Raw genomic sequence first — 22,927 nt, 5'->3', positions numbered from 1 at the left:
TGGCTCTGCGTTTTCAACCTGCGATAAGGGCCGGCCCGCCGATGAGCGCATTCACGTGAGCTCGTGAGAAGTCACAGAAGCCAGCGCAACTGAGCCAGTTGCTCCAGCCAGGTGTCGCGGGCCGCGCGCAGCGAATTGAGCTGCACTCTGCCCGCCGTCGCGTCCCGTTTGAGCGTAGAGCGCGCGGAGTCGGCGATCTGGGCCAGCTCGGGCACCTGATTTGGCACCCCCGTGGCCAGGAATTCGTCGAGCGCAGCGAGCTGACGCGTTGTTTCGGCCTTCCGGTCCCCCTCCCCCTGCTCGGCCGCCGCGGTGAGGCCGTCCAGGCCGTCGGTAAGCCGTTGGATCTGATCGTCGGCCGCGACACCAATCGGATCCTCGGTCGACCTGGCCCTCAGTCCCTCCACAGACGGGACGACGACGACGGTACCGGGGTCGATGCGGTCGAAGTGCAGTCCCGGGTTGGCGCGCTGGATTTCCAGGAGCGCATGCTGGCGGTTCTTCGCCGACACCCGGGACAGCAGGAGGGCATCACCAAGCCCCTCCAGGTTGATCCGATCCTGGGCCACAAAGACATTGGGCATATTCGCGTCCTTTCCGTTAGACGACGCCGTCGACGTTGAGGCCTTGCCATGGGGCACCGAGAGGCAAGCCGTTGACGGATGTGCCCGCACTCGTGATGTTGCCGAGCACGGTAATCCGTTCCGAGTTGACAATGAGCGCGCACGACTCGCGGCCACCGCCGCTCAACCGGTTGGCGTTGACGGCGATCGAGCCGGCTGCCACCAACAGCGCCGGCGCCTCCCCCCAGCTTCGGATCTGGTTTCCGGTGAGGATCGCGTCGCTGCGGCCGACACCGACGATCCCCGTCGGTGCGCGGCCGCCGCCGGAGACGATGTTGGTGTCGACGATGACCGCCGCAGCTTCTCGCAGTTCGAAGGTGTGCACCGAGTACGGTCCGACCACGGTGGGTACTGCGGCGTTGCCGACGACGTAGCCGGCCACCAGATCGGCCCCTGGCTCTCGGCCGTCGGCCTGGCTGCCGATGAGCAGTCCCCGGAACGCTGTCGATCTGTCGATGTCCGATGGCTGGCGGCGGGCCTGGTTGCTCGAGACTTGAGTTCGCGCGATCAGGCCCATCACCGCGATACCGACGTCCTCCCCCGGATCTTCGAGCATGCCGATCCTGTCGACCGAGTTGCTCGCAACGCGCGAGTCCGGGCACCCGAGCACCAGGATTCCCGTAGCGGCTCCGGACACCTCCCGCGCGGCGCCGACGCCGTTGACGCAGTTGGACTCTACGACGGCCCGCATCGAACCGACCAGCTTGATACCGAAGGCGCCGTCCTTGTCGTCCGACTCCCGGGATCCGACGTCCAGAACGGTGTTGTCGACGGCGGCCACCGAGGATGTCCCGCCGCGTTCCTCCATCACGATGCCGTGCATCGCGCGCTCGACCAGGTTGTGGCTGATCTCGAGTGAGCTGACCGAAGCCAGCACACGAACGGCGCCGCCACCGACGTCGCGGACCCGGTTCGCGGTGATCCGGGTCGGTCCCGGAACCGCCGATGCGAACGTCGACGGCAACACTTCAATACCGGCGGAACGGAATTCGATGCTATCGGGGGTACCAGTGACGTCGTTGTCAGCCACCGTGAAGCCCGACGACCCAACCGCGATACCCACTCCTGCGACGACGACGATGTTCTCCCGCACGTCGCAGCCGTGGCCTGGCGAGATCGCCCCGGCAAGCCGGATGCCGACCCCGCGGCAGCGCAGCACCGCGTTGCCGGTCGTGCGGTTGCCCAACAGGTGAGCCACGGGACCCTGGATGTCCACCCCCCGTTCGCGGCAGACCATCAGATTGTCACTGACCGTGAGTTCCGCTGTCAGCAGCGGAGTGTCATCGAAGCCACCGGTGACGGCGGTGCCCACCAGGAACGCGTTGTCCCGGATGGCGGTACGCAGCGCGACGCCGCCGAGCGTCACTGCGGTGCCGCCCTGATCGGCGTTGCCCACCGTCACGATGGTCAGCCGCTGAACAGTGACCGCGGCCGTGGTTTTCAGCAGAATGGCGGACGGAAGGCCCGGCGCCAACACGGAGAAGTCCTCCAGGGTGACGTAAGCGCTGCCAGTGACACGGAACGCACCCTCGGTGCAGACCAGAAGCGTGCGCAAGCCCTGACCGCGCACGGTCACCGACGACGCCTGATTGATCACCACCGGGCCATCGAGCCGGTACATCCCGGTCTGGAGGCACACCGTGCCCCCACCGCGCGCGACGACCTCGTCGACCGCGCCCTGGATGGTCATCGTCCCCGAGGTATGTGACTCGGGGGTCACGCAGACCGTGCAGTCGCCGCAACCCTCGTCACATTCGCAGTCGGCGGGCCACATTGTCCTGCAATCGGTCTCGCCATCCGGGAAGGTGAGCACTCCGAGCCGGGCGTAGTGATGCTGAATGCCCAACGGCGGCGCCTCGGTCAGCTCCTCCACCGACGTGTCAGCGGTGCGTGCCGCAAAGACCCAGTGGTCGCCGGGCCGGAAATCGCCTCCGGTGGAGGCGAATCGCACGACGATGCCGGCCTCCATGACCACACCGGTCCCGGCGGCCGAGGGAACCGTGATGGCTCCGGTCGCCATTGCGGAGTCCAGGTTGTCGAGATTGGCCCCGGTCGCCGACTTGATCTGCCCGCGTTGATCCCAGCGCCGCGCGCGCAGGTGCTGCGCCGCCGCGTCCGCCGCGTTCGGGCGCAAATCCACGGGCAGCGCAGTGGTGAACTCGAGTTGGGAATTCAGCTCGTTGACAGTGACTTTACGTAGTTCGCCTGCAATACCGGCCAGCTCGCGCCGATCATCGGTGATCTCTACCCAGTCGCCGTCGTGGAACCGCAGCACGGCGTCCTTGCCGATCGAGGCGACCCGCACCGCCGTCCCCGCGCCCGTAACCTCGACGACCGGCGACACCACCGATCCGTTGTCGCGCGACCACTTGAACGTCGCGGTGCCCAGCGTGCCACCGGTGTGGACCTCCACCCGGTAGGTCTGGTTCTCCACCCCCCGATACCCTCCGCTCGGAGGGAGCTCGCATGGGTCGTCGCTCGCCGCGACCGGGATGGTGTCGACGCTGAGTCGGGCGCCGGATGGAGCGGTCAGCGCCTCCCAGCCCGGGATGTCGGCGTCGAGCGTGCCGCAGGACACGCTCGCATCGCCAAGGGCGTGCAGGCGCACCTGCCAGACCGTCTGCATCCGTGCGGTGGTGTCGACCCCGATCGCAACGTCGACCACGTCGGGGGCCTCGATCTGCGTGACTTCCCGCTGCCACACGTCCAGATAGGCGAGGTGGCTGCCTGACGTCGGCAGCGGAGGCGGACCCGGAGGATACGGCTGCTTGTCGTATTGGGTGTCCTGCGTGCCACGCAGCTCGCGCAGCAACGGGTCGAACTCGTCGGGCCCGACGCCGTGATTCTCGGCCAATAGGCCATCGACGTACATCCGACCCCGGCCGATCGACAGCACTCCGCCCGCCAGCGTCACCTTGAATGCGTCGGGCGTCGTCCGTGGCACTACCGCTACGCCAGCGATGCCTGCCGTCGGACCCGGGGAGTCGAGGTCGGCCGCCTCCGCCCGGATGCGCCGTTCGACGATCGCGACCAGTTCGTTCCAGTCGGCGTCGAGCAGCAGGCGACCCTGCTGAAGGACGACCCCCGCGTGGTCCCGCCGGGCGTCGAAGCGCACCCGGCTCAGATCAGCACCCATGTCGCCGCTCCCCTCTCACGTGGCCATCTCAGGTCGCATAGCAGAACCCGGCCTCCAGGCCGAACCGCAGGTATTCGTCGAGGCGCAGCGCAAGATTGGCCTCGCGCTGCGGGGTGAACAGCAGATGGCTGACACCCATTTCACTTTCGTCGTCCGCGCCGGTGCGGATCGAATCCGGCGTGGCGGTGCTCAGCTGCAAGTAGGCCGGGTCGCCGAAACGCCGGCTGGTGAGCCGCGGCCTGGTCGCGGCCCTGACCGCAAGCGGATCATCCGGGTGCGGGGCGCACCGGTACCTCTTGCCGACCCGAGATTCCTCGGGCAGGTACGAATACCGCACACACCCCACCTGACGCCGGCGGGCATGCACCGCCACCGGGCGCGGGTCGCCGGTGGCCAGTTCGGCGATCAGCAGCGTGTTGGATGCGTCGAGCTGGGTGCAGTGGATCCCGCCGATCACGGTGCACTCGTGCAGATCGACCTCGCCGGCCGGCTCGGTGCCGTCGCCGACGGCCAGGTCGGCAACGCCGGTCACGGTGCGTAGTCCACCGGCCACCGGTGCACGCCCACATACCGCCACCGCGGCCTGGTCGGATGAATCGATCGCCGAATCCCGCACCACCACTCGTGAACCCGCGACTGCCACAATGGGTCCCACGATGCTCTGTTCGATCTGAACGGTGGCCCATGGATCGAGCAACACCAGGCTGGCGCGTTCGGGGCGTTTCGGCTCCCCGTCGGCGGTGCGCTCGACGCCTGGAACCAGAGTGCAGTTGCGCACCACCACGGTGCGCGGCTCGCGGTCGCCAGTTTCCTCGAGCACCACCGGCCCGCCCGCGATCGTGAACCCATCGAGCACCACCGTGGTGCGCGGTTGCATCTGCAGTCGCAGCGCGATCGGCGCGACGATCAGCGGCTGCTGCCCCTCACCTGCGACGAGCTGCACAACGGTGTCGGGCTTGCCGACCGGACCCGAGACCGTGGTCACCGTGACGGCCTGCTCGTAGCGGTCGCTGTCGGTGATGCGCACCGTCCCGCCGGACGCGACCGCGTTCAGTCGGGGCTGCAGGTTCTGCCCGTGGTCGACGGCGATGATCGGGTTTACCCCGGCCGCGGTATCCGCCCGCGCCGCTCCGGCGCCAACGGGAATCGCATGTCCGACAGAGAAGCTCGCGACCAAGCGGGTACCGGCATCCAGCGGGGCGCCCAGGTACACGCGGCCGAGCCCGGGGTCGATGGCGATCTCGCCGACTGGCGGCTGGTGCGCCCAACCGCCGGTGGAGGGATCGTCGGACAGGTCGCACACGCACATCTCGATCAGCGGTACCGGTGTCGCGGCGGCGCCCGTCTGCCGTTCGAGCACGATGCTGCGGCCGGGGCCGTAGTACGTCGCGACGTGGTCGCCCAGATACCGCACCCCCAGCGGCAGCGGCATGTCCACCGGGGTTGCCACGTGGATGATCTCGTCCTCCACCCGCGGTTGTGCGAACAGTTGGGTATCGGCGCCCAACGGGTCGAAGCGCAACCTCAACGGGTCGGCCGCCAAGGGCACCAGCGGCGAGCCCGCAATCGGCACGGCCTCTACGCGCCACAGGAAGACGCCCACGTTCGGGATGTTGTATCGGCCGGATGTGGCCGGCTTGGCCGCCGCGATCCGGCGCACGTCCGCGGTGTGCGCGAGGTCGTCGAAGGCACCGTTGAGGCGGGTCACCCACCCGAGGCTCTCGTGGTCGCGGAAATCCGGCGTGGCCACGGCGTGCGGCCTGACGTGGTTCATGTACTGCGTCGCGACGAGCCGCTCGAAGAACTCCACGGCGCGTGCCGGCCAGCCCGTGACGTCGCGTGCGAGCTGCTCGACGACAGTCACGGTGCCCTTACGACGCCGGTACGCGATCGTATTGGCGACTTCGGCGCGCTGGGACGGTACCACCGGCGCCTGCCCGTGCCGGACGCGATAGCCGACGAGGTCGCCCAGGTACGGCACCGCCCACGTCGAGCCGGTTTCGATGAATTGGTCGTCGTAGAGCTGGGCGATCTCCTCCGACAGCACGTCGACCTGTTCGCCGAGCACTTCCATCAGCGCGCGTAGCACCTGGCCGTGCTCGCCGTCACGTAGCCGGTGCACTACGGGTAGAAGATCGAAAAGCTCTTGGCCGGTTGGTGTTTCGATGGGCGTACTCATGTCATCTCCCAGAGCCAGTCAAACCCGTCCGCCGGCAGTCCCAACAGCTCCGCGGCCACCGGCTCATCACCCTGATCGTGTGCGGCCATGGCCAGCACCCGCTGTTGCAACGACGGTGCGTCGCCCGCGCGGTAGAGCCGATCGAGGTCGACGCCGACCACGCCCGGCACCGCAGCGGCCGTCGCGATCACCGCCGACTGGTGTACCGGCGCCCCTACGTTGACTGCGCTGTGTCCATACACGGTGCGCAACGCCGCCGCCACGGCGCTCAACACCGCGGCGCTCTCGCGCAGTGGGTCGGTCCGGACCGTCAGTGCCAGCCTCAGGTCGACTTTCACCACGGGTAGCACTACTGCTCGTACGTGCGGATCTGACTGTCCCCGAAGCGAATCCCGAAGCCGCGCCACGGTCGTGTCCGGAGGAGCGAAGCCATCCTTGTCGGCGATCGTGACGACGACGGTGCGCACACCCCGCAGCGACAACACGGTCGCGGCCGCCTTTCCGATTCCGGTGAAGGCCAGGGCGAAGTCCGCGAAGTCCTGCAGGGACACCGCGCGGCCCAAGGTGCGCACGCCGACCGGGATCGACAGCCGCGCATCGGATTCCTGCTGTGGATCCACACCGCCGGTGGCCTCGACCGGGTTGGACACGCCCTTCAGACCCAGCGGCCGGTCCAGCGCCTGACTGAGCTGCCCGACGCGTAGGTTGCCGCCCGTCCCGATGCCGATGCGGTACGTCGCGCGCACGTTGTTGGAGCCGGTCGCCGGTCGTGCGCCGCGCTGACCGTCGCCGAATACCACGCTGCGGCTCCCACCGGGTTCCTCTCGGGTGACGAACACCCGATCCGGCGGCGCGGAGCCGAACGTGGTGGCCAGCTCGGACCAGCACACGCCGTCGACCTCGACGCGCAGCGTGGAGGTGGCACCGGAGGGGCTGTCATCGGGGACGAAGGTCAGCGGTCCCTGCTGCACCGCAAACGTCTGGAACGGGCGCCGAGCGTCCCCCGACCCCAGGATCTGGGTGATGGTCTGGCCGTGGCCGGCGTGCGCAACGTTGCCGAAAACGACTGCGGTGGCACGAACATAGGACTTCGTCAGCGCAGAGCGCAGGGTCAGGGTGGTCCGGCCGTCGGGATTGCGCGTCGCGGTCTTGATGGTGATCACCTCGGATTGCGCGGTCCCGTCGGCCGCGGTGCCGGCAAGTACCACGGTCCGGTCCGCGGACATCTCGGCGGCGTCGCCGTCGACCACCACGACGGGTCCGCCGACGGCGGTGTCGTCGGGAGCCTCCACTACGGTCAGCGGGTCGGCGACCGCCATCACCGTGACCTCACGCGGCGTGCCGAACGCGTGTGCCGTCCCCGCCAGTGTCAGCCGAGTGACCTTACCGGAGATCCCGAATTCGGCGCGTGACAGTTCGGCGCGCTGCACTACCTCGTACAGCCCGCGATAGAAGCCGGTACCGTCCTGGCTGAGCACCAACCACGAGCCCCGCACCACGTCGGGGTGCGGCCCGTCGAGGTCGACGACGGTGTTGCCGGCGATATCGGTGGTGACCGCAACGAAATTGGGCCACTGCGGCGCGTTCAGGTCCACCGGTATCCCTGCGGCGACCTGATAGCCTGCGCGGAACGTAGCGTTCATCGCCCGGAACACCGGCGCGTTGTGGCCGAATACCGCCAGCCGCTTGCGCAGCACGAATGCGGCGGGTTCGTTCGGCGGCGGGTAGGAGCCAAGGGCGGACTCCCAGACCACATGGGTGCGCATACGCGCCGCGTCGATGGCCACTTCGGTGAGCAACTGCACGTCCCAGGGATCGTTGATCGGGTCGTCCTCGGCGAACAGGATGGCGTCGCCCTTGGCGACGTTCAGCCCGACGCCGTCCAACCAGGCGTCGGTCCGGCCCAACGCGGGCAGGTACTGGTGGGTTCGTACCACGGGAAGGGCGTTCCATTCGGGCCGCGCCTCGATCTGTTCGACCGTCTCGAAGGTCTGCGCCTGCTCGCCAGGTCCTGGCACGCTTTGCACCCGCAGCCCGACGGGAAGGATCACCGCGTCCGGTACTTCCGGCGGCACCTGACCGGGATCCGGAGGATCCAGGGCAGGCAGGGCGGGTGGCCGTTCGAGGGCGAAGGCGAGCCAGGTCGCTGCCGCCACGCCCGGACTCAACGGGTAGGCGACGAGCTTCCCGAGCTCCTGCAGCGACGTGCGCTCTGTGGCGGTCCGCAGGTAGGACTCGTTGGCCAGCCGCTCGGTGTAGAAGGTCAGTACGTCGCATGCCACCGCCCAGGCGTCGAGCAGCGCGATCGTCAGGTCGTCGCCGTCGCGGGTGCGCAGCCCGGCAAGCGCCGGCTGGCCGTCGCTGGACAGCCTGGCCAGCATGCTCGCCAGGAAGTCGCCGTGCACACCCGATCGATACCGGACCTCGGCAAGGCCGGGCCGGTTCTCGACGACACCGGGCGTCCGCACCGTCAGGCCGGTGCAGCAACTGCAGGTTCCCGGCCCCGAGATCCCGTTCACGAGCCACCTCCGAAAGTCAGCTCGAGGACGCCGCGTTCGGGGAAGTTGGGGTCGTCATCGAGCCTGGCGATCTCCAACCGACCCATGGGCAGCAGCCCGTCGGCCAGCCCGCTGGTCTGTGGAAGGCGTTGGCGTTCAAACCGAGTCGTCTTCACCGACTGCACTCCGCGTACGGCGTGGGTGGCGGCGAGCACCGACGAGAGGTAGACCGGTTGCCCGAACGTGAGGTTGTCGGGATGGAACAGCCCGAGGCTCCCGTCGGACAGCACACCGTCGGAGAGCACCGCCCGCAACTCGCTGGCCACGTCGGACCGGAAGTACCCGGGCACGACGCACACGTGCAGGCTGATGTCGAGCGGAACGAATACCGGCGAGTCGACTTCCAGGTCATAGCCCACCATCCGGAACCGTTCCAGCCAGTCGCGCAGCCTGCCCTCGAACGCGGCGTCGACGGGACCGCCGCCGAACCGGTCGGCCGTCACGAAAACCGTGTGCCACGAACCGGTCCAGCGGAAGGTGGCAGCCGCCCGCTGCACCTCGCGGTTGCGCTGGCTGACCTCGGCGTAGTCGGCCTCGGTGACGGCACGCTGCTGCACGGCGAACGCGTAGGGAGCGTCGCGGCGCACCTCGTCGGCGGTTTCGGGTTCCGCCCCGCCCCCGGCCGGCAACGGATTCATCACCTTGTCGATGGCGGTCACCGCGGTGACGGCGTGGGCGAGGCCGGCCCGGCCCACGTTGCCCGCCACGCCGTTGCCTACCCGGTAGGTGGCCGAGAACTCCGTGCCCACCGGTGGGCGCAGGCCGTGTTCGCCGTCGCCGAACCGCAGCGTGACGACGCCGTCGAACTCAGTCTCGGCGACGAAGTCCCGATCGAACCTGTTGCTGCCCAACAGATCGACGACCGGTTCCCAGGTATCGGTCCTGGCCGCGTACACCCCGCGCAGGGACAGCGCGGGCCGTGCGCCGCCTGTGTCGGTGCCCAGCGCGCATGCCGCGGGCGCTGCCTCGGCGAGCACTTGCAGCATGCCGTCACGTTCACGTAGCAGCCACGCCCGGCCGGACGAACTGACCGACCACAGCGGCGCGACGCCCCGGATCGCGCTGCCGTCCGGCATCGGCAGGTCGAGTACGGCGAACGCGGCCTCCAACTGGTCACCCGATTGACCGGTGGCCAGCTCGGCGGCCAGCACCGCGGTGAACGGCAACTCCGTCAGCACCTCCGCAGGCGCGGCCACGCAGCGGGTCAGGGGCCGTTGCTGCAACGTGGGACGGTAGCGCGGTGGCAAGGCCTCGGCCGCGGTGTCCCCGCACCCGTCGTCACCCCGCGGGATCAACACGGGGTTCCGTGCCTCGAGCGGGCTGAGCTCTTCGTCGGGCACCGTCTCGCCGTGGTCGGCCAGCACGATGTTGCCCCATACGCACGCGGTTTCCTGCTCCCCGGCGCTCAGGCACACCGGCCCGGGCAGCGCGTCCTCGTCGCGCCAGCGCAGGTGGGTGATCTCGGTGGTTCCGCCTGGGAAGAGTGCGCCTGACGGGTCCGCGCCATCACTCACGTCGACCAGACGCACCGCGAAGCGTCTACCCGGATCCGCGTCCGCAGCCTTACCCGTTGTGGGAGAGATGGTTTCGGCGATGACGACGACGTCGCCTGCCCGTAGCGCCGGGTGATGCCCGCGCAGCGTGGCCGTGGTGGCACCCGCGGGTAGGCAGCAGTCAAGGTCTCCCCACATCCACAGCCGCATCTCGTTGAGATCGTCATCCAGAACGGCCTCCTCGACCGTTTCGAATACCACGGGATGGGCGTCCCGCGCGGCGTGATGGTCCGGCGAATCCGGTGCGATGCGGGACGGGAGGCCAGGCACCGTCGACAGCAGCGTCGTGCCCTGCGGCAGGATGACGGCCGGCGCCTGGACGTGTACCTGCACCCAGGTGCGGGCGTTGCAGCCGTCGTGCATCCGGTAGTCGACGAGGCGGGCGAGCCGGCGCAGCGAAATGCGCGAGCGGGCGGTGCCGAGGTAGGCCTCGGTGGCGACGGCATCCTGGCGGTAGGAGAGCTCGTCTCCGACGTAGGCCATGAGTTCCACCAGGGTGACACCGACGTCGGCGGCGTTGCGCTCCGTCCAGCCGGGCGCCAGTTGGGCCATCCGCTCCAGCATGATGCGGCGGAAGCCCTGGAAGTCCTTGGCCAGGTAGTCGATCGTCGGCGCGGTGTGCGTCTGCGGCGGACACGCGCAGTCCTCTTTGCAGTCGAAATCGCTTGGGCATTCGGCCTTGAACGAGAACGTCACCTCGGCGAGCAGCGGGTCGAACCCCGCCGGCGGGTCGTCGCTGCCAGGAGTGGCAACCAAGGCCAGGCGGTAGCGCGAAAAGTCACCGCGCTCGGCGGTGCGCACGACGAGCACATGGTCGGGCTCGTCGAGGTCGACTGCCAGATAGGCCTCAGCCGCAGGCAGTGCGGTCGCCGCAAACGCCCACTGCACGTCGACGCTCGCGATGCGTTCGCCGCCGTCGATCACAACGGTCGGGACCGCGGTCACCGGCTTGAGCATCCGCACGTACAAAGTGCGCTGTCGCAGTGCCTTTTTCGCTGGATCGGTCTCCGCAGTGTCGCGGACCTCGACGTACTCGATGCCGTCGAGCACTCCGGCCAGCTTCACGGCGAGTAGTCGGCGGGCGTTGCCGCACGCGAACATCGTCATGGTGCACCGCCCGGCGCCGAGAACGTCGCGACCGATTGGGTCTGGGTGCGGCGAACGACGTAGGAGACGGTGACGACGATGGCCGCATCGATCGCTTCGACCTCGACGGCCTGGACCGCGATCAGATCGGCGAGTTCCCGCTCGAGCGCCGACTGCACGAGGTACTGCGCGGCGGCGGCCGCTTCGGGACCGCCGGGCTCGAACACCATGGCCAGCAGCCCACTGCCGAAGTCGGGCCGCATCACCCGCTCTCCCGGCGTGGTGAACAGCACCTGCTCGATGAGGTCGCGGATGTGATCGTCCTGGTCGGTGACGGCGGTGCGGCCACGGCCGTCGAGCTGCCAGGGGAAGTCGACGGTCATGTCGCCATCGCCCTCGGTTGTACGACCAACGGCAGCATCGGCGTGCCGGTCGGCGTGGCGATCGCGGTACCCGACTGCACGGCCACCGGTACGCCGCCGGCCAGCACGCGGACGGCGCCCACCACCCACTGCCCGGCGACACACGGCGGAGTGGGCGTCGACGTCAGCGCGCAGCCCACAATGACGTACACCGTGGACAGGGTCACGACGGGCTGGCCGCTGACCGTGACGCGCGGGAAGGGGCTGGCCGCCTGTGCGCTGCCGGCGTGTGTGCACATCACCGTGGCGCCGAGATGGAGGATCGGAGTGGGCATCGGCAGGGACCTCAAATCACCGTCAGGGCGCCGACATTGATGTCAACGGCAGGGCCGACCATGGTGATCGTCGCGCCCTTGCCGTTGCTGATGGTGATGCCGAGATCGTTGACCGCGATCATGGCCCCCGTGGTGGTCTTGATCAGGATGCCGCCCGTGGGTCCCGGGGTGTCGCTGACGGTGATGCTGTTCTGCAGCGTTGTCTGAAAGGTGAAGCCGGACAGGCCCGGCGGCACCAACCGGGCGGCGGCAGGCACGTCGGCCGGGGCGTAGTAGCCGCCCACCCAGATCGGGTAATCGGGGTCGCCCTGTTCGAACTCCACCCACACACCCGCCCCGATCGGCGGTACGGTGAAGACCCCGTTCTGGATGCCGGTGACCGGGAAACACGGCATGGCCCACGACGTCGGCGCAACGGCACTGACGTCGGGCACGATCAGCTGGATGCGGCCCTGCAGCATCGGGTCGATGTTGTTGACACAGGTGGCGCGATACTTGCCGTAGTACGCGACCCTGTTGGTCTGCGAATCGAGCGTGGTCATGCCGGTACCGCCGGCACCGTGGACAGCAGCCCGTTTCGGGCCAGACCGAAGCTCTGCGTGAACGCGCCCCGCTTGATCTGATGCGTCACCTGAGTCACGTAATACAGGCCGTTGAACGCATCGCCGGCACCGCGCACACCGACGAGCCGGCGGGACTTGAGCACGCGCCCGTATCGCGCGACATCCAGCGAACCCGTGGCGAACACGACGTCGGAGTGCCCCGCGGCATACGACAGGCCCTTGAGCACCGCGCCGAGCGGATTGAGTTTTGCCGTGTCCTTGAGGAACTTGATCTTCGGCGGCAGCGGCGGCACGACGCCAAGGGGTGGATTCAACGGACTGATGTCCGGGAGCGGGATAGGAATCGGCGCCTTGGTGGTGGATTCCTGGATGAACACCACCGGGAACTCCTTCTTCTCCTTGTCGAACGTGAAGTTCAGCGCCGTGACGTTGTCATGCGGGCCGTCCAGCCCGGCGTTGAGCGCAGGCTGCGGCACGCCGATCCGGATCTCTGGACCCCAGTAGGCCTTGCTCACGCCGGGCACCGGCCCAGGGTCGATGTAGAAGGCATAACCGGCCTCGGCCGCCAGGGCGGCCACGTACTTGTAGTCGGTGCCCTGGTGGCGGGGTATGCGTCCGATGGGGATCGGGATGTCCTGGACGATTGTCGGGATCACTAGCGGAATGCAACCCAGGAACGCATATTTGGCGAGCACCAGCAGTACTCGTGCGGCCGGCGGCATAGCCGGGTACGGCAGCCCGTCGAGTTGGATGTAATCCATCAGCGCGGTGAGGTCCTTGCCCTTCACCCGTAGCGTCGAAGTGGGTCCGTCGGTCTTTATCTCATGATGGGTGACCACGCCGTCCACCAGGACCTCGGTCGTGCCTCCGACGGTGACGGCCACCACCACCCGCATAACCGGAATGGCCGCCCCGCCGGCGAGCAGGAACAGGATGTTCAGCGGCGACTTCTTCGGCACGTCGAAGACCAGCTCGAAGCCGCTCTGGGTGTCACCCGAACCTGATTCGACGGTCACCTCGCGCAGTGCGTCCATCACCACCTTCGGGGCGGGCAGCGGCACAGCGGGTCCGGTGTAGATCTGGAGCCGGACAGGCGGCGGTGCAAGTGTCATAATGCCGGTCCGATGATGTTCTCGGCATTGGTGATTCGCAGGATCCGCCCGACCGGGATCGTCATGGTGGCCGGGTCGATGACGCCGTTGGCGTCGGCGAGCCGCCACCACAGTTCGGGGTCGCTCAGCTGGACCGCGGCGACGAGGTCACGGCGGTCGCGCTCGACGCAGCTGTACTCGTAGAGCAGGGCGAAACGTTCGGGGGACGGGGCGAGCCGGCGGCGCAGGAACGCGACCGGCACCGGCTCCTCACCCGGAGCTGCGACGCGCGCGTAGGTCGCGACACCAACCTGCGCGTAGCGCGATGTTGGCGGGAACGCCACCGAGGGCACCACGCCGGCGCCCAGCAGTGCCTGGATCGGGTCGGTCGGCATCTCAGATCACCTCCAGGCCTAGGGCGGACAGGTTGGCCGATGCGGATCGTCCAGCCAGTGATTCGCGGGAACGCAGATAGGTGAGATACAGTGCCCCGCCGCGGCTGTCGAACCCGAGGTCGTCGACGGAGAGCACACGCAGGCCGAGCGAGACCTTCGCCCGTATCGGGTTGAGGTTGACGTCAAAGGCCTCCTCTGTCACCGACAGGTCGGTGATGCGCACTGGAACGACTCGATTGCGCCCCCATACGAACAGCGTCAGCGGGGCCTCGAGGGGCAGCACCTCCAGCACACCCGAACGGCTCATCGCATCGTTCGCCTGCAACGCTGCCGAAGTCGGCTGGACGAGTAGTTCCAGGGTGGCGAGCTGAGGGTGGATGCCGAGACTGCATGCGGCCGGTTCGGCGGCGGCGAGTTGGTCGGTGGCGTCCACCTCGGCCTCGAGCTTGATGGTCTCCACCGCGGCTCCCCGCAGGCGCAGCGCCTGCGATCGATCGCCACCCTCTGTCCCGCTGGCCTGGATCTGCAGAGTCCGACTCAGTGAATCGGGATTGTATTGCAGCGCAATTACTTTCAATCGCGTTCCGCTGGCCGGATCGACCTGCACGATGCCGCCCTTGATCATGCGTGGCGACGTCATGTCGCACCTCCCGTCCCCGCCATCGGCGGCCGCATCGAGTGCTGCACGGAGTGCCAGACTTCCCGTGCCACCCGGTCGGCGACAATGGCCACACCGCCTCCCGCGGCGGATTCGGGTGTGCCGCCGCGGGCCAGCGCATCGAGGTGTTGTTCGAGCAATGGCGGCAGCGTCTCGCGATAAGACGTCGGTAGTCCCCGAAGCTCGAGACACTCGATGTCGATCCGCATCTCGGTCATCGCACCGTCCCCGTGACGGCCCGCATCTCGGTGTCGGTCAGCGTGCGCTCGGCCTTGGCGTAGTCGACTCTGGCCGCGTACAGAACGTGCTCGGGCCGTACCGGAGTGCCCTGTTCGGCCGCGGCGAATGCGGCGGACAGCGCGATCGCGTGAATGGAACCGCCTGGGATCTGCAGGTGGGCCAGCGCCGCCGGATCCAGGCCCTCGGTCGGCGTCTGTGGCGGGAATGCCTTGCGCCAGATCTCGGTGCGCAGCGCTTGATCCGGGAAGGGGAACTGGACGGCGAAGCGCAGCCGGCGCAGGAACGCCCGGTCCACGTTCGACCGCAGATTGGTGGTAAGGATCGCCAGCCCGCGGTAGTTCTCCATCCGTTGCAGCAGGTATGCCACTTCCAAATTGGCATAACGGTCGTGGCTGTCCTTGACCTCGCCCCGGCGGCCGAACAGTGCGTCGGCCTCGTCGAAAAGCAGTACCGCGCCGCCGATTTCGGCGGCGTCGAACACCCGGCGCAGATTCTTCTCGGTCTCGCCGATGTACTTGCTCACCACCGCCGACAGTTCGATGCGGTACAGATCGAGGCCCAATTCTGCTGCGATCACCTCGGCCGCCATGGTCTTTCCGGTGCCGCTCTCCCCCGCGAACAGCGCGCTGATGCCGAAGCCGCGGTTCGACCGAGACCCGAAACCCCAGTCCTCGTAGACGACGCTGCGGCCCCGGACCTGATTGGTCAGGTCGCGCAGCAGCGAGGCGAGCCCCTCGGGCACGACCAGGTCGTCCCAACCGGCACGGGGCTCGACACGGTCGGCGAGCCCGCCGAGACCGACCCGAGCCCGCTCTCGCGTCAGACGTTGCAGTTCGCCTGCGCTGTGGTCGGTGGCGGCGGCCCACTCCGCGGCGATGGCGTCGATGGAACGTGCAGGCAGCCGGTAGTGGTGGGCCAGGTCGACGGCGGTGCGGCGCAGCGATGCGTCTGCCTGCCACGCCCCCGACAACGCTGCACCCCATCGCTCGGTCTGCTCCGTGGCCCCTGCAAGGTTGACGGTGTGGGCCAGCACGGTCCGAGAGCCGCAATCTGTGACGTCCGGGTTGGTGGTGGCGACCATGGGCGCCCCGAGCTGCGACAGCAGCCGCTGATCTCCGGTGAGGACCAGCCGAGCACCCATCACGGCCTCACGGTCGAGCAGTGTTGCGGCCGTGGAGAGATCGACATCGGCGAGCTTCACATCCCGAACCCGAAGCAGCGTCAGGCCGAGCCGCTGCGCGATGGCCGCGGCGGCGGCGATCGCCGCATCGCGGTCTTCGCCATCGACGCGCAGCAGCACCGGGCCGGGCAGCGCAGCCGCCGCCCGCGCGAGCTCCTCGACCGCCGTCCGCTGGCTGGGCATCAGCACGACGGGTGAGATTGGCGGCAGCGCAAGCCCGTCCAGGCTTCCTGCAGTGTCTGCGATGCCCGTAAGGCAGTGCAGCACGTGCTCGTCGATCACCAGCGTCCGCGTCACCAGCGGTCCTGCACCGGCCAGATCGACCAACCGCCAGCGGCGTAGTGGGCGTTCGGGCGACACCGCGTCCCAGTGCGCATCGGGTAATGCCGCAAGGGCCAGCCCGAGGGTCGGACGGCCATCGCTGCTTCCGCCGCACGCCGCCACCAGTTGGGCTGCCTCGCTGTCGAGTTCGATGGCGGCCGCCAGTAGCAATACGTCGCGTTCGAACGGCGACAAGCCGAGGGTATCGGCGATTCCGTCCGCAGCGCACGGGTGTGGCGGCGGGTGTACCGGCAACTCTGCGAGGTGGCCACCGAGCACCGTCTTGAGTCGATCGATCTCGGCGAGTAGTGCTGGCCTGCCCCGCTCGGCGTCGCTCGGAGCGGAGGGCTGGACGTCGTTCACCACGCTCATGCCGGCACCGCGATCCGTTGGGTGGGATCGAACGTCGGCGGGGTCTTGGTCCGGTCGACGAGCTGGCTCTCGACACCGTCGACCGTCAGCCGGGCCCATTGTTGCCCGTCCGGCACCACACCGAACTGGAACGTCAGCGTCGACGCGGCCGTGGCGCGCGCATCAGCGGGTGCCACGGCAGTGCCCAGCCCCAGTGTCGCGGTCTGCGATGGCCGCACTTCGGGACGCACGCCAAGGGTCACCGTCACACGTCCGGTGCCCGCGTCGCGGGCCACCGTCGGGGCGGGGCTCAGAACGGGTTCGGGCGCCAGCATCATGGCCGCGCCGTTGGTGATGCGGGGCACCGTCTCCCCCGGAACCAGCAGCCGTACCGTCACCGTCCAGATCCCGGCCGGCCACTGCTGCTCGGCAGCGCCACCCGTCGGCAGGTCGACGTCGATGAGGGCGGACACATCGTTGGTCCCGACGGTGACCAGCCGAGGCTCAGTAAGCAGCGGATGGGCGAACAGCACGTCGACGGACGAACCGTCGAGATGGACTCCGTCGAGCCGGATCTTGTCGCCGAGCCGCGCCCCCAGCTGCTTGTCGGGCGGCGAGACGGTGAACAACGTCGGAAGCGGCGGTTGCGTATCCGGGTGCACGAATACCCCGGCATCGTCGCCGGTGACCGGGTCGACGGGACCGCGGCTGAGCACAGGCAGTCCCGTACTCACTGGTTTCTTCACCTCGATCAGGACCACGGAGGCGATATAGGCTGCTGTCGGTCGGTAGTGTGACTGGATCGCCGACCAAAGCCTCGACATCCCTTCGGTGTCAAGCGGTTCCAGAGTCAACGTCACCGCCTCGACCTGATCGGCGAGGTCGGATGCGGCCAGCGCCTGGAAGGCCGGCGGCAGGATCGACGGCCCCAGCGCGGTCGGGGTCAGCGCGCGGTGCATCATCGCGCGATCCAGCACGGGGTGTTCGTGCAAGATGCTCATCGCGTAGCCCAGCAGAATCTCGGCCTGGAAGTCACTGGCACCGTATGCCGTCAGCAGCAGGTGCAGGTTCAGCGCCAACGGCGGGTTGCTGGTCCGGCCACCGTTCGGGCCATAGGCGGGCAGCATCCCGTTCTGCCAGCCCTGATTGGGACTGACCCGGTAGAGGAACAGGTTCAGGCTCGGCCCGAGGTCGGGATCGTCGAGTTTGATCGCGTCGGGGGCGATGGCGGTCACCTTGATCGCGCCCATCGCGGGCACCGCCTGCACCATGCCGTCGTCGAGCAGGTTGCGTAGGACCGCGCTGACGGCGGCCAGCGCGAGCTGGCTACTCATCGCTGCACCCGCCCGCCACGCAGGTAGTCCGCCAGTGACAAAGTCGGTGCGGACGCGTCCGGCCGGGTCGGCGCCGGCGCCACGGCAACCGGCGCTGGAGCGGCGGCCCGGACCTCGACGCGGCCGATCGAGATATGCACGACGTCCGGGCCCCGGCCCGTCTCTCTCGTCGGCTCCCCCGCCGTGAGGTCGGGCCGCGGCGGCGCCGAAGCAGGAAATGCGGGGGCTGCGGGCACCTGCGGCAGGATCGGCCGGGGACGCAACGGCAGCTGCGCATGGTCGGTGTCGGCGAGCGGCGGCGGCGACACGGAGGGAACCGGTGTTGTGCCGACGGCCCGGGCCTGAACCGGTTTATGGTGGCTTTCGGGCCGCGGCGACATCGGGTCGCGCGGCACCGAATCGACAACGGTCTGCGGGAGTCGCGTCGTCCGTACCGGCATCGAGGGCGTGGGTGGCTCCGGTGATACGCCGCGCACGACGGAGCTGTCGGTGTGGCGGTCAGGCACGGTGAGCGTCGTCTCCAACGCGAAAGGGGTTTCGCCGCTGAGGGCCTCGGTATGCCCGAACAGCGAGGGCACCCGGGGGGTGATTCCCACCGGTGCACCACCGGTGCGGGCCGCCAGCCGCGACAGGAATCCGCTCATGCCGGCTCTCCCGTCGCCATTCGCAGGTAAGCGGCCCGGCGTGACTCGGTGAGGTCCAGGACCTCCGGCTCGGTCCACCCGTAGACCCGGGCGAGCACGTCCACCTCATGCAGCAGGTGCCGGGCGCGTGCATCGACCTCGGCCCACGCGAATGCCGCCAGGTCGAGGTCCGACACGAAGCTTGTTCCGCAGTCCGGGCAGTTCAGGTCGACCAGGACCTCGGCCAATGGATCGGCGGCCGCCAGCGCGTCGTCGAGCAGCGCCACGTGCGCCGCGGGCAGGTCGTCGGTTCCCAGGCAGCGTCGCCGCAGTTCGCCGCACGGATCGACTGATCTGGAGGCGGCCAGCAGGTCGGCAGCCGTCGGCGGACGGTGCTCGGTATCGGGTATCGACCGGGCGTCGTGCGAGCGCAACCACCCGGCGTCGACGGCGAACTCGACGCGGCCATCGCAGCGCGGGCACGTCGCGGTCGCCTCCAGCGCAGACCCGAACAGGCTCGTGCGCAGGTCGAGGATGTGCAGACCGGTGCGCCCATAGGGCTGGTCCAGCAATGTCCGCGCATCCCCGCCGCCGGCTTCGGCCAGTGCGAGGGCGCGTTTGATCGGGCCGAGACTGCTCGCCCGTTCCCAGAGGTCCAGCAGTCCGGCCGCATCGGATACCTGCGGCCCCATGGCTGTTCGCCTTACGGCTCGGAGAATGACGGCTCGGAAGGCTCGACCACGTCATAGTCGCGTTCCCAGCCCTCGTTCTCGAGCTTGAGGTGCTGGATCGCGACGGCGTTGGCGTTGGCATCGAGATCGGGAAGCGCCTGGTACTCCGACACCCAAGCCCGGAACACCTTGTACGCCAACACGACCTGTCCGGCTTCGTTGTAGAGCTCGACGATCAGGTCTTTGCGGAAGTTCTTCAACGACACCTCCGCACCAAGGCCGGAGCCGAAGTTCCATACCTTGTTCGCCCATTGTTCGAATCCCTGGTCGTGGGTGACGCCGCGTTCGAGGGTGATCGCCTCGTACTTGATGCGGCCCGGCGACTTTCGCGACGTCGACGGGTCGCCACCTTCGCGGTGTTCGACCACCTCGGTGGTGCGTTTGAGACCGCTGACCTTGCTGACTCCTGCGACATACTTGCCGTCCCACTTCACCCGGAACTTGAAATTCTTATAGGGGTCGAAGCGCGACGCGTTGACCGAAAACTGTGCCATCGCCGATCCTTCCGTTACACCGCGGTCTGTCCGGCCAGCTGCTGCAGGCGGATCACAACGAACTCGGCCGGCTTCAGTGGCGCGAACCCGACGTGGATGTTGACGATGCCGAGGTCGATGTCGGCCTGCGTGGTGGTCTCCCGATCGCATTTGACCAGGTATGCCTCCCTAGGAGTGCTGCCCTGGAAGGCGCCCTGCCGGAAGAGATTGTTCATGAACGTGCCGACGTTGAGCCGGATCTGCGCCCACAGCGGTTCGTCGTTGGGTTCGAAGACCACCCACTGCGTACCGCGGTACAGCGACTCCTCGATGAACAGCGCGGTTCGTCTTACCGGGAGGTACTTCCATGGGTCGGCCAACCGGTCCGAGCCCCGTAGCGTACGGGCACCCCAACAGACGCGTCCCACGCCCGGCATGGCACGAAGGCAGTTCACGCCCAACGGGTTCAGCTGGCCGATCTCGGGGTCGGTGAGCGGAACGCTCAGTTGCGGTACGCCGGACAGGGTGGCGTCCAACCCGGCAGGGGCCTTCCAGACCCCACGCGCCGCGTCGGTCTTGGCGATCACGCCTGCCACCACCCCGGACGGAGCGAAGGTCTCGATCTGGTTGTCCTTCAAAGGGTTCGGTTGCTTCAGACGCGGGAAGTACACCGCGGCGTTACGCCCGTTCGTGCCAAGGACCGAGTCGAAGCCGGTGCTCGCGGCGGTCACCACCTTCGCCGTCTGGTCCCAGGTCGGCAGCGGATCGACGATCTGGACCGCGCGCCGCTTCTGGCAATAGGTGTCGGCGGCGGTCACGACCGAGTTGTCCACGGTGGCGTCGGTCTTGTACGGCGGGATGACGAGCAGGTTGAACAGATCCATCATCTCCAGCCGGTACAGGCCCTGCTTGTTCACCTCCATACCGGCGCCGGTGAACTGAGCGGCGGACAGCGGATCGCCGTCGGTCGCCTTGCCCGTCGTGACGACGTAGTTGGTAGGCGCAGTGTTGTCGTCCCAGATCGTCTTACCGGGATCGACCGTACCGACGCTCTTCGCGGGCCGCGCCGCACCCGGCGCGCTCACCCGAACCAGCCGTGATTCGTTCTCCAGCACCTTCGTGACGAATCGCGGATGATCGACGGGCGTCACCACGACATTGCGGTGCTCCTCGACGGCGCCGGTGATGCCGTCCCGGACGTACAGGTTGAACAGCGAAGTCGCTGTCTCATCCAGTTCGGGATCGGCTTCGCGGGTGTCGTGATCGACCCTGGCGCGCAGTTGATTGCCCCACTCGCCTTCGTTCGCGGCGACGAGGTCGAGCGTGTCGGCAGCCAGTGCCGTGTTGTCCTTGTCGCCAGCGTGGTGCCGGAACAGCCGTACGACCACGGCCGTGCCGCCGCCGTTCAGAAAGAAGTCACGCACCGAGAAGCCGAGGTTGCTGCCTTTCCACAGACCGCCGAACTCGCGCTCGAAGTCACCGAAACTGTTGACGGTGACCGGCTCGGAGGTGCTGCCCCGCTGGGCGCGGCCCACGAACGCGGTGATGGACGTCGCCACCCCGGTGATGGTGCGCACCCCGCTAGCAATCTCCTCCACGTAGACCCCGGGGTAACTCAGTTGAACCGGCATGGTCGCCGCCTCTCGTCAGGCCTGTGCTCAGGCTTCGGTGGGGATGTGAGTGTTCGCCGTGCGTTAGTCACGACGGCCCGACCCGGGCTCCGCGGATTGTCTCCACCAGCGACTGGGGCGACAACGCACCGAGCTCGATGCGGTGCGGGATGAGTTCCCACAACGCCGCCCCCTGGCCGTCGGTGGTGATGGCCAACACGCGCGACGTGGGCACATAACCGTTGAGCCACTCAGCGATTCGCTGTTCGTCGGCCGCGTTCCAGACCACGATGTCGGCGTCGAGCGCCGCGATGTCGCTGTCGGAGGCGAGCAGTGGCACGGACGCGACCACCATCAGGCCCGGCTCGGCGCGCAGGCTGCTGGCGATCACGTCGCCCAGTAGCCCGGTGCATCCGATCAGGGCTACGCGTACCGGCGAACTGTCTTCGTCCACGTACACCGCCTTGCCGATTCCGATGGCTTGACGAGAAGTCAATGCGCGCGGGCATGCGCAGGCAATCAGCCGCGGGATCCGGATCTGGCCGGGGTCCTGGGCCCTGACCCTGCGCGTGTGGTCCAGGGTTTGCGTCAGGAACTGAAGATCCGGATCCCCGTCCCGCAGGTCGAGGCGTGCTGAACCCGCACCGGTACCGGATCTGTTCGGGTTCGTGGATCTAGATCTGGATCTGGGTGCGACCCGTCACGCCACTTTTGGCCAACACGTTGTGTACGTGATTCTTGACCGTGCTGAGCTGCAGGTCGAGCGCCCTCGCGATCTGGCGGTTCGTCATCCCGGTGCGCAACAGCTGGCTGACCTCCCGCTCGCGGGGTGTCAGTTGCTGGGCGGCGGTGTCGATCCTTCCCATGGATGCGCCCAGCGCGATGTGTCTCAGTAGGCCTGCGGCCACGAGGCCGGACAGCGGCGCTTCGCCGCGAACTGCGGCGCGAAGCGCATCGCCGACCTCGGCCAGGCTTGCGTCGCGCGAAATGTAACCTGCGATACCCGCTTCGGCGCAGGCAACGAGCTCGGGTCCGTCTTCGGGAACACCGAGCGCCACCACCTTCAGATTCGGTCGCGCCGTCAGCAGCGAGACGACCGTATCCGTACTGTCGCCGAGCACCATGTCCAGCAGGACGACATCACATTCAGCGCGCTTTCCGGCAAGCACCGCCGCGGCACCGGTTGCTGCCGTCACGACCAACTCGACGTCGTCGAATCGCCGTAACGCTTCCGCCACCCCGTCGCGGTACAGCCGAATCTCTGTGGCTACCAAAACTCTCACGCCCACCCCGGCTCTGCTCGTTCCATCGCCCAGCCGCAGCGAATTATAGTGCCAAATTATCGAGTTGTTACGACGAACTGACGAGTAGCCGACTACTCGATCTCCGCTCGTATGCTGCTCCGCGGTTGAAAACAATCACTGTCATTAGTACTCGCTGCTGGCAGTTCGGTGGTTGTTGATTGCTGCGCGGCCGCTCGTTTGCGCTAAACGTCATAACGACAAGAGCCGTGGCACCTCAAAAC

The 22,927-nt window shown here is 68.0% G+C and carries 20 protein-coding genes; all 20 read right to left on the bottom strand.

Going from position 1 to position 22,927, the window contains the following annotated elements; all coding sequences use genetic code 11:
• Positions 1-71: 71 nt before the first annotated feature.
• The 20 genes from G6N45_RS17075 to G6N45_RS16980 all read right to left on the bottom strand — a co-directional run bounded on the left by G6N45_RS17075 (position 72) and on the right by G6N45_RS16980 (position 22,691).
• Positions 72-584, bottom strand: a complete 513-nt coding sequence (locus tag G6N45_RS17075) for a hypothetical protein (protein WP_163723333.1) — start codon at positions 582-584, stop codon at positions 72-74.
• A 16-nt stretch (positions 585-600) separates the two neighbouring features.
• Positions 601-3,759, bottom strand: a complete 3,159-nt coding sequence (locus tag G6N45_RS17070; RefSeq protein ID WP_163723332.1) for a DUF6519 domain-containing protein — start codon at positions 3,757-3,759, stop codon at positions 601-603.
• A 28-nt stretch (positions 3,760-3,787) separates the two neighbouring features.
• Complete coding sequence (locus tag G6N45_RS17065; protein WP_163723331.1) at positions 3,788-5,938, bottom strand: hypothetical protein; 2,151 nt, start codon at positions 5,936-5,938, stop codon at positions 3,788-3,790.
• Positions 5,935-8,457 carry a baseplate J/gp47 family protein gene (locus tag G6N45_RS17060; RefSeq protein ID WP_163723330.1) on the bottom strand — a complete coding sequence of 841 codons (2,523 nt, stop codon included), beginning with the start codon at positions 8,455-8,457 and terminating at the stop codon, positions 5,935-5,937. The genes G6N45_RS17065 and G6N45_RS17060 overlap by 4 nt, the downstream gene beginning before the upstream one ends.
• Positions 8,454-11,156, bottom strand: a complete 2,703-nt coding sequence (locus G6N45_RS17055; protein WP_163723329.1) for a putative baseplate assembly protein — start codon at positions 11,154-11,156, stop codon at positions 8,454-8,456. Before G6N45_RS17055 ends, G6N45_RS17060 begins: the two co-directional genes overlap by 4 nt.
• Positions 11,153-11,518: a GPW/gp25 family protein gene (locus G6N45_RS17050; RefSeq protein ID WP_163723328.1), complete on the bottom strand. Its 366-nt coding sequence runs from the start codon at positions 11,516-11,518 to the stop codon at positions 11,153-11,155. The genes G6N45_RS17055 and G6N45_RS17050 overlap by 4 nt, the downstream gene beginning before the upstream one ends.
• Positions 11,515-11,832 carry a hypothetical protein gene (locus G6N45_RS17045; RefSeq protein ID WP_163723327.1) on the bottom strand — a complete coding sequence of 106 codons (318 nt, stop codon included), beginning with the start codon at positions 11,830-11,832 and terminating at the stop codon, positions 11,515-11,517. The genes G6N45_RS17050 and G6N45_RS17045 overlap by 4 nt, the downstream gene beginning before the upstream one ends.
• An 11-nt stretch (positions 11,833-11,843) precedes the next feature.
• Positions 11,844-12,374, bottom strand: a complete 531-nt coding sequence (locus G6N45_RS17040) for a phage baseplate assembly protein V (RefSeq protein ID WP_163723326.1) — start codon at positions 12,372-12,374, stop codon at positions 11,844-11,846.
• On the bottom strand, positions 12,371-13,507 hold the full coding sequence (locus G6N45_RS17035; RefSeq protein ID WP_163723325.1) for a hypothetical protein: 1,137 nt from the start codon (positions 13,505-13,507) through the stop codon (positions 12,371-12,373). The genes G6N45_RS17040 and G6N45_RS17035 overlap by 4 nt, the downstream gene beginning before the upstream one ends.
• Complete coding sequence (locus tag G6N45_RS17030) at positions 13,504-13,881, bottom strand: LysM domain-containing protein (RefSeq protein ID WP_163723324.1); 378 nt, start codon at positions 13,879-13,881, stop codon at positions 13,504-13,506. Before G6N45_RS17030 ends, G6N45_RS17035 begins: the two co-directional genes overlap by 4 nt.
• Position 13,882: 1 nt before the next feature.
• A complete protein-coding gene (locus G6N45_RS17025) occupies positions 13,883-14,521 on the bottom strand; it encodes a hypothetical protein (RefSeq protein ID WP_163723323.1) in 639 nt (212 codons plus the stop codon).
• Positions 14,518-14,757, bottom strand: coding sequence for a hypothetical protein (locus G6N45_RS17020; protein WP_163723322.1), 240 nt, complete (start codon positions 14,755-14,757; stop codon positions 14,518-14,520). Before G6N45_RS17020 ends, G6N45_RS17025 begins: the two co-directional genes overlap by 4 nt.
• Positions 14,754-16,652: an ATP-binding protein gene (locus G6N45_RS17015; protein ID WP_163723321.1), complete on the bottom strand. Its 1,899-nt coding sequence runs from the start codon at positions 16,650-16,652 to the stop codon at positions 14,754-14,756. Before G6N45_RS17015 ends, G6N45_RS17020 begins: the two co-directional genes overlap by 4 nt.
• On the bottom strand, positions 16,649-17,965 hold the full coding sequence (locus tag G6N45_RS17010; RefSeq protein WP_163723320.1) for a Pvc16 family protein: 1,317 nt from the start codon (positions 17,963-17,965) through the stop codon (positions 16,649-16,651). The genes G6N45_RS17015 and G6N45_RS17010 overlap by 4 nt, the downstream gene beginning before the upstream one ends.
• Complete coding sequence (locus G6N45_RS17005) at positions 17,962-18,609, bottom strand: hypothetical protein (protein ID WP_163723319.1); 648 nt, start codon at positions 18,607-18,609, stop codon at positions 17,962-17,964. Before G6N45_RS17005 ends, G6N45_RS17010 begins: the two co-directional genes overlap by 4 nt.
• Entirely contained in the window at positions 18,606-19,280 is a 675-nt protein-coding gene (locus G6N45_RS17000) for a hypothetical protein (RefSeq protein ID WP_163723318.1), read from the bottom strand. The genes G6N45_RS17005 and G6N45_RS17000 overlap by 4 nt, the downstream gene beginning before the upstream one ends.
• An 11-nt stretch (positions 19,281-19,291) precedes the next feature.
• Complete coding sequence (locus G6N45_RS16995; RefSeq protein ID WP_163723317.1) at positions 19,292-19,813, bottom strand: phage tail protein; 522 nt, start codon at positions 19,811-19,813, stop codon at positions 19,292-19,294.
• A 14-nt stretch (positions 19,814-19,827) separates the two neighbouring features.
• The gene (locus G6N45_RS16990) at positions 19,828-21,423 is read right to left on the bottom strand and encodes a phage tail sheath family protein (RefSeq protein WP_163723316.1); all 1,596 of its coding nucleotides are present in this window, start codon (positions 21,421-21,423) and stop codon (positions 19,828-19,830) included.
• A 67-nt stretch (positions 21,424-21,490) separates the two neighbouring features.
• Positions 21,491-21,856, bottom strand: coding sequence for a hypothetical protein (locus tag G6N45_RS16985; protein ID WP_163723315.1), 366 nt, complete (start codon positions 21,854-21,856; stop codon positions 21,491-21,493).
• A 220-nt stretch (positions 21,857-22,076) separates the two neighbouring features.
• Complete coding sequence (locus tag G6N45_RS16980) at positions 22,077-22,691, bottom strand: LuxR C-terminal-related transcriptional regulator (RefSeq protein WP_163723314.1); 615 nt, start codon at positions 22,689-22,691, stop codon at positions 22,077-22,079.
• Between the last annotated feature and the right edge of the window lie 236 nt (positions 22,692-22,927).

This window comes from Mycolicibacterium psychrotolerans (assembly GCF_010729305.1).
In the GTDB taxonomy this organism is placed as follows: Bacteria; Actinomycetota; Actinomycetes; order Mycobacteriales; family Mycobacteriaceae; genus Mycobacterium; species Mycobacterium psychrotolerans.
Note: the sequence above shows the minus strand (reverse complement) of the source record. Positions and strands in the feature narration are given on the sequence as shown.

Bases quoted from the DNA above. Each gene is read 5' to 3' on its own strand.
- G6N45_RS17075 (WP_163723333.1), bottom strand. From the start codon at position 584: ATGCCCAATGTCTTTGTGGCCCAGGATCGGATCAACCTGGAGGGGCTT.
- G6N45_RS17070 (WP_163723332.1), bottom strand. From the start codon at position 3,759: ATGGGTGCTGATCTGAGCCGGGTGCGCTTCGACGCCCGGCGGGACCAC.
- G6N45_RS17065 (WP_163723331.1), bottom strand. From the start codon at position 5,938: ATGAGTACGCCCATCGAAACACCAACCGGCCAAGAGCTTTTCGATCTT.
- G6N45_RS17055 (WP_163723329.1), bottom strand. From the start codon at position 11,156: ATGACGATGTTCGCGTGCGGCAACGCCCGCCGACTACTCGCCGTGAAG.
- G6N45_RS17050 (WP_163723328.1), bottom strand. From the start codon at position 11,518: ATGACCGTCGACTTCCCCTGGCAGCTCGACGGCCGTGGCCGCACCGCC.
- G6N45_RS17045 (WP_163723327.1), bottom strand. From the start codon at position 11,832: ATGCCCACTCCGATCCTCCATCTCGGCGCCACGGTGATGTGCACACAC.
- G6N45_RS17040 (WP_163723326.1), bottom strand. From the start codon at position 12,374: ATGACCACGCTCGATTCGCAGACCAACAGGGTCGCGTACTACGGCAAG.
- G6N45_RS17035 (WP_163723325.1), bottom strand. From the start codon at position 13,507: ATGACACTTGCACCGCCGCCTGTCCGGCTCCAGATCTACACCGGACCC.
- G6N45_RS17030 (WP_163723324.1), bottom strand. From the start codon at position 13,881: ATGCCGACCGACCCGATCCAGGCACTGCTGGGCGCCGGCGTGGTGCCC.
- G6N45_RS17025 (WP_163723323.1), bottom strand. From the start codon at position 14,521: ATGACGTCGCCACGCATGATCAAGGGCGGCATCGTGCAGGTCGATCCG.
- G6N45_RS17020 (WP_163723322.1), bottom strand. From the start codon at position 14,757: ATGACCGAGATGCGGATCGACATCGAGTGTCTCGAGCTTCGGGGACTA.
- G6N45_RS17015 (WP_163723321.1), bottom strand. From the start codon at position 16,652: ATGAGCGTGGTGAACGACGTCCAGCCCTCCGCTCCGAGCGACGCCGAG.
- G6N45_RS17010 (WP_163723320.1), bottom strand. From the start codon at position 17,965: ATGAGTAGCCAGCTCGCGCTGGCCGCCGTCAGCGCGGTCCTACGCAAC.
- G6N45_RS17005 (WP_163723319.1), bottom strand. From the start codon at position 18,609: ATGAGCGGATTCCTGTCGCGGCTGGCGGCCCGCACCGGTGGTGCACCG.
- G6N45_RS17000 (WP_163723318.1), bottom strand. From the start codon at position 19,280: ATGGGGCCGCAGGTATCCGATGCGGCCGGACTGCTGGACCTCTGGGAA.
- G6N45_RS16995 (WP_163723317.1), bottom strand. From the start codon at position 19,813: ATGGCACAGTTTTCGGTCAACGCGTCGCGCTTCGACCCCTATAAGAAT.
- G6N45_RS16990 (WP_163723316.1), bottom strand. From the start codon at position 21,423: ATGCCGGTTCAACTGAGTTACCCCGGGGTCTACGTGGAGGAGATTGCT.